Raw genomic sequence first — 5,514 nt, 5'->3', positions numbered from 1 at the left:
GGGGCCCGGCCGCGGGTGGGGCGGGGGCCGGGTGGGCGCGCGAGGTGGGCACGGGGTTCTCCGGGGTTCTCCGGGGCCGGTGGCCGCGGGCTGGGACTCGACCGCGCGGGGCGGGGATCGGTGCCGCCGCCCGCCCCGCGGGGCGGGCGGCGGCACGAGCGCGGGTGCTCCGCGAGGTCAGCTCAGCGCGTCGGTGATCTGCTGGTCGGCCTCGGCGGAGGCCTGCGCGAGGTCGGCGCCGCCGGCGATCTCCTGGAAGAAGTCCTCCAGGATGCGCGAGCCCTCCACGTCGGCCCACTTCTCCGCCGCCGGGGTCAGCTTGGCGTTGACCGCCGCGTCCAGGGCCGCCTTCGAGTAGACGTCGTCGCCCAGCGAGGAGGCGTACTCGGTGTTGCCGGGGATGAGCCCGTTCTCGCCGAGCATCTGCTGGTACTCGGGGCTGAAGACGATCTTCAGCAGCTCCCGGGCCAGCTCCTGGTTCTGCGACATCGCCGGGATGGCGATGTTGGAGCCACCGGCGAACACCGAGGCGGGCTCGCCGGCGCTCAGGCCCGGCAGCGGGAAGATGCCCGTCTTCTCCTCGTTGCACGCCTGCTGCTCGGCCAGCAGCGCCTTGCCGGCCTCGGTCTCGTCCTCGGGGTCGACGCCCTTGTTGCACTCGGGCAGGTCGATGCTCCAGCGCGCCCACGTGGGGGCGGAGAACATCGCGGACTCGCCGTTGTTGAACGGCACCCACGGCTCGTTGGAGTCGGCGTCGCGCGGGGCGCTGGTGGCCTTGGCGAACAGCTCCTGGACCTGCTGCAGGCCCTTCTGCGACTCGGGGCTGGACAGCGCACCCTGCCAGGTGCCGTTCTCCTGCACGGCGAGGTCGCCGCCGTTGGTGTAGACCCAGGCGATGCCGTTGTACCAGTCCTGGCCGGGGAACCAGAACCCGGAGAAGCTGCTCGTGCCGGGGGCGCCGGCGGCCTGCAGCGTCTGCGCGGCCTGGCCGAACTCGGCCAGCGTCGTGGGCACCTGCACGCCGGCCGCGGCGAACAGGTCCTTGCGGTAGAACACCGCGCGGGCCCCGGAGTAGTAGGGCACCGCGTAGACCTTGCCGTCGGCGGTGCCGGCGTCCACGAACCCCTCGAGGAGCTGGTCCCCGCCGAGGTCGGGGACCAGGTCGGTGATGTCGCTGAACGCCCCGGCGTAGGTGAACGTCGGGCTCTGGGTGTTGCCGATCTCCACGAGGTCGGGGGTCTGGTCCTCCGAGGCCAGCGCCGTCTGCAGCCGCGGCACGAGGCCGGTCCAGTCCTGCTCCTCGATGGTGAGCGTGGCGCCCGGGTTCTGCTCCTCGAACGTCTCCACGAGGTAGTCGCGCAGCTCGTCGGGGGTGTCGCTGCCGGCGAGCCACAGCGTCAGCTCGGTGTCGCCGCTGCTGGCGTCCCCGCTCTGCTCGCCGGAGTCGCCACCACCGCAGGCGGTGAGGGCGAGGGCCGTGATGGCGAGGGCGGCGACCCCGCCCCTGCGTGCACTCTTCATGTCAGCCTTCCTCCACGGTGCGCCGACGGTGCGGGCTCGCGCCGTCCGGGTCTCGGATGTCGTGCGGGGGTGCGGTGGGCGGGGTCTCACGTGACCCCCAGCTCGCCGGAGAGGACGAGGACGGCCGCCCCGTAGAGGGCCCCGTCCTCGCCGAGGGCGGTCATCCGCAGCTGCAGTCCGCTGCTGATGACGGGCATCGTGCGGCTGCGCAGCGTCTCCAGCGCCGCCTCGCGCAGGGTCCCGCCCAGCAGCTCGGGGGGCCCGGAGACGACGACCTCGGAGAGGTTGAGGGCGCTGGCGATGGGGGCGAGCACGACGCCGAGGCGGCGGCCCACCACCGCCAACGCCGCGTCGCGCTCGGCGGGGCCCAGCCCGGCCACCCGCCGGCGCAGGGCCGGCACGGCGAGCACGGTCTCCAGGCAGCCGAGCCGGCCGCAGGCGCAGGGCCGCGGCGGGCCGATGGCGGAACCGGGCACGTCGTCGCGCTCGTCGACGGCGGTGACGTGGCCGATCTCGCCGGCGGCGTGCTGGTGGCCCTGCACGAGCGCGCCGTCCAGGACGGTGCCGGCGCCGACGCCCTCCCCCACGGTGAGCAGCAGCAGGCCCTCGCCGGTGCCGCCGCCGTAGGTGAACTCCCCCAGCACGGCGGTGTTGGCGTCGTTGGCGACGTGCACGGGCACCCCGAGCGCAGCGGACAGCAGGGCGGCCAGCGGCACGTCGAACCAGCCGCGGTTGGGGGCCTGCACGACGGCGCCGCTGGGGTCGACGACACCAGGCGAGCCGACGCCGACGCCGAGGACGGGGCAGGTGGCGGCGGCGACCAGCTCGCGGCAGAACCCCACCAGCGCCTCGACGGCCTCGGCGCCGGTGCGCCCGGCGGTGGGGGTGGAGCGGCGCTCGCGGACGGTGCCGGCGACGTCGATGACGGCGCCGTGCACCAGCTCGTCGTCGGCGAGGTCGATGGCGATGATCTGGAAGGCGTCCTCGCGCAGCCCCACGGGGGTGCCGGGTTTGCCGACGCGCCCCTCCTGCCGCACGTCCAGCTCGGTGACGATGCCGTCGGCGATGAGGCCGGCGATGAGGTCGGAGATGGTCACCCGGGTCAGGCCGGTGGCGCGGGCCAGGTCGGCGCGGGAGGCGGGCCCGGCGTGGAAGAGGTGCTGGAGCACGAGCGAGCGGTTGTGGGCGCGGGCGTGCTCGGGCAGGACCTTCGACGTGGGGCGCAGCGCCCGGCCGGCGGGCTGCCACTCTCGAACGAGCGTCACATTTGTTAGTAGAGTGTCCTTACAGATTCCCGTCAAGCCCTTCGCCGCAACTGCGCCACGTGGTGCACACCGCACGGCCACCCGTGATCCACCGTGCTCCACCCGAGCCGCACCCGAGTCGCACCCGATCCGGAAGGCACCGCCGATGGACCTGCCCGTCGTCCCCGCCCCGCTGCTGGTCACCGCCACCGGCGGCGCGCCGTTCGACCCCCGCGCGGGGCTGCGCGTCGTCCTGCCCGCGGGCCCCGAGCCGGTGCCCGACGAGGTGCGGGCGCTGGCCCGGCGGCTCGCCGACGACCTCGCGGCGCTCGCCGGCCTCCCCGTCGCGGTCAGCACCACCGACAGCACCATCGGCGGAACCGGCGACGCGGGTGGAACCGGCGGCACCGTCGAGCTGCGCCTCGTGCCCCCCGCCGAGCTCGGCCTGCCCGCCGGCACCCCCCTCGACGCCGGCCCCGGCACCGCCGACCCCACCGGCGTCCGCGCCGCCGAGGCCCACCGCCTCGACGTCCGAGCCGGCCGCGCCACACTCAGCGCCACCACCGCCGCCGGGCTGCGGCACGCCGCCACCACCCTGCGCCAGCTGGTCGCCGCCGGGCCCGCCGTGCCAGCCTGCACGATCGTCGACGCCCCCCGCTACCCCTGGCGCGGGCTCGCCCTCGACGTCGCCCGGCACTTCGTCGACGTCCCCACCGTCGAGGCCGTCCTCGACGTCATGGCCACCCTCAAGCTGCGGGTGCTGCACCTGCACCTCACCGACGACCAGGGCTGGCGCCTCGACGTGCCCTCCCGCCCGCAGCTCACCGCCCGCTCCGGGCACACCGCCGTCGACGGCGACCCCGCCGGGTTCTACACCGCCGCCGACTGGGACCGGCTGCTCGCCGCGGCCGCCGCCCGCGGCGTCGAGCTCGTCCCCGAGATCGACGTCCCCGGCCACGTCAACGCCGCCCAGCACGCCCTGCCCGAGCTCAACCCCACCGGCGAGGCCGCCGCCGTGCACACCGGCATCGAGGTCGGCTTCAGCCAGCTGCACGCCGCGCTGCCCGCTACGGGTGGGTTCCTGCGCGACGTGCTCTCCGACGTCGCCGCGATGACCCCCGGCGGGTACGTGCACATCGGCGGCGACGAGGCCCTCACCATGCAGCCCGGCGAGTACGGCGAGATCGTCGCCCTCGCCGCCGCCGCCGTCCGCAACGCCGGCAAGACCGTCGTGGGCTGGCAGGAGATCGCCAAGGTCCCGCTGGAACCGGGCACCGTCGTGCAGTGGTGGGACGAGCGGGAGGGCGCCGAGCACGTCGCCGCCGCCGCCCGCGCCGGCGCGCTCGTGCTGCTCTCCCCCGCCACCCACGCCTACCTCGACCTGAAGTACCACCCCGGTTTCCCCCTCGGCCTGGAGTGGGCCGGGCACGTGGAACTGCGCGACGCCCACGGCTGGGAACCCGCCGACGCGGTCCCCGGCCTGCCCGCCGAGCGGATCACCGGCGTCGAGGCGTGCCTGTGGACGGAGACCGTGCGGACACCGGACGACGTGTTCCTCATGCTGCTGCCGCGGCTGGCCGCCGTCGCCGAGGTCGCCTGGAGCGCCCCCGACCGGCGCGGCTGGGACGGTTTCACCGCGCGCGTCGCCACCCTCGCGCGCGGCTGGGACGCCGCCGGGCTGCCCTGGTACCGCTCACCGCAGGTGTCCTGGCACGACAACGCCTGAACCCCACCCGCGCCCCGTCCCGCAGGAAACCCGGAGGAACCGTGGAAGTCGTCATCGTCCCCGACGCCGCCACCGGCGGACGCCTCGTCGCCGGCGCCGTCGCCGCCCTGCTGCGCGAGCACTCCTCGATCGTGCTCGGCCTGGCCACCGGCAGCTCCCCCGCCCCCGTCTACGACGACCTCGCCGCCCGCCACCAGCGCGGGGAGCTGTCCCTGGCCGGCTCCCGCGCGTTCCTGCTCGACGAGTACGTCGGCCTGCCCCCCGGGCACCCCGAGAGCTACCGCGCCGTCATCGAGCGCGAGGTCGTCGCCCGCCTCGACCTGCCCGGCGCCGCCGTGCGCGGCCCCGACGGCGGCGCCACCGACCTGGAGGCCGCCTGCCGCGACTACGACGCCACCGTCCGCGCCGCCGGCGTCCACCTGCAGCTGCTCGGCGTCGGCACCGACGGGCACATCGGGTTCAACGAACCCGGCTCCTCCCTCGGCTCCAGCACCCGCCTGAAGACCCTCACCGCGCAGACCCGCCGCGACAACGCCCGGTTCTTCGGCGGCGACCCCGAGGCCGTGCCCCGCCACGTCCTCACCCAGGGCATCGCCACCATCCTCGCCGCCCGCCACCTCGTGCTGCTGGCCTGGGGCGAGGCCAAGGCCGACGCCGTCGCCGCCCTCGTCGAGGGCCCGCTGACCGCGATGGTGCCCGCCTCCGCGCTGCAGCTGCACCCCCGCGCCACCGTCGTCGTCGACGAGGCCGCCGCCGCCGGGCTGCGGCTGGCCGACTACTACCGCGAGACGTGGGAGGGCAAACCCGCGTGGCAGCGCTGGTGAGCGGCGGGTCCCGGCGGGCGCGTCAGCCGTCGTGCGGTTCCAGCAGCCACACCGCCCCGTCCGGGACCAGCCGGCCACCGCGCACCGCGTCCGGGCCGCTGGCCAGCAGCACCTCCCCCGCCGGCAGCGGTACCGCGGAAACCCCCAGGTTCAGCAGCACCGACACCCCGCCCACCGCCAGGGCCACCACGTCCGCGCC

4 protein-coding genes are annotated in these 5,514 nt (G+C 75.8%); 2 read left to right on the top strand and 2 right to left on the bottom strand.

Translation table 11 applies throughout. From position 1 onward, the window contains the following. Positions 1-177: 177 nt before the first annotated feature. Positions 178-1,521, bottom strand: a complete 1,344-nt coding sequence (locus tag ABEB16_RS17210) for an extracellular solute-binding protein (protein WP_345713446.1) — start codon at positions 1,519-1,521, stop codon at positions 178-180. An 86-nt stretch (positions 1,522-1,607) separates the two neighbouring features. Then, positions 1,608-2,786 carry an ROK family transcriptional regulator gene (locus ABEB16_RS17205; RefSeq protein ID WP_345713445.1) on the bottom strand — a complete coding sequence of 393 codons (1,179 nt, stop codon included), beginning with the start codon at positions 2,784-2,786 and terminating at the stop codon, positions 1,608-1,610. 145 nt (positions 2,787-2,931) lie between these two features. Here ABEB16_RS17205 and ABEB16_RS17200 point away from each other — a divergent pair, with 145 nt between their 5' ends. After that, positions 2,932-4,491 (top strand): family 20 glycosylhydrolase, encoded by a 1,560-nt coding sequence (locus ABEB16_RS17200; RefSeq protein WP_345713444.1) that lies wholly within the window; start codon positions 2,932-2,934, stop codon positions 4,489-4,491. A 41-nt stretch (positions 4,492-4,532) separates the two neighbouring features. Next, complete coding sequence (locus tag ABEB16_RS17195; RefSeq protein WP_345713443.1) at positions 4,533-5,315, top strand: glucosamine-6-phosphate deaminase; 783 nt, start codon at positions 4,533-4,535, stop codon at positions 5,313-5,315. The last annotated feature ends 199 nt before the right edge of the window (positions 5,316-5,514 follow it).

Source organism: Kineococcus glutinatus, assembly GCF_039542765.1.
In the GTDB taxonomy this organism is placed as follows: domain Bacteria; phylum Actinomycetota; class Actinomycetes; order Actinomycetales; family Kineococcaceae; genus Kineococcus_A; species Kineococcus_A glutinatus.
This window is presented reverse-complemented; position numbering and strand designations above follow the sequence as displayed.

Coding starts and splice junctions, on each gene's coding strand:
- ABEB16_RS17210 (WP_345713446.1), bottom strand. CDS start 1,521: ATGAAGAGTGCACGCAGGGGCGGGGTCGCCGCCCTCGCCATCACGGCC.
- ABEB16_RS17200 (WP_345713444.1), top strand. CDS start 2,932: ATGGACCTGCCCGTCGTCCCCGCCCCGCTGCTGGTCACCGCCACCGGC.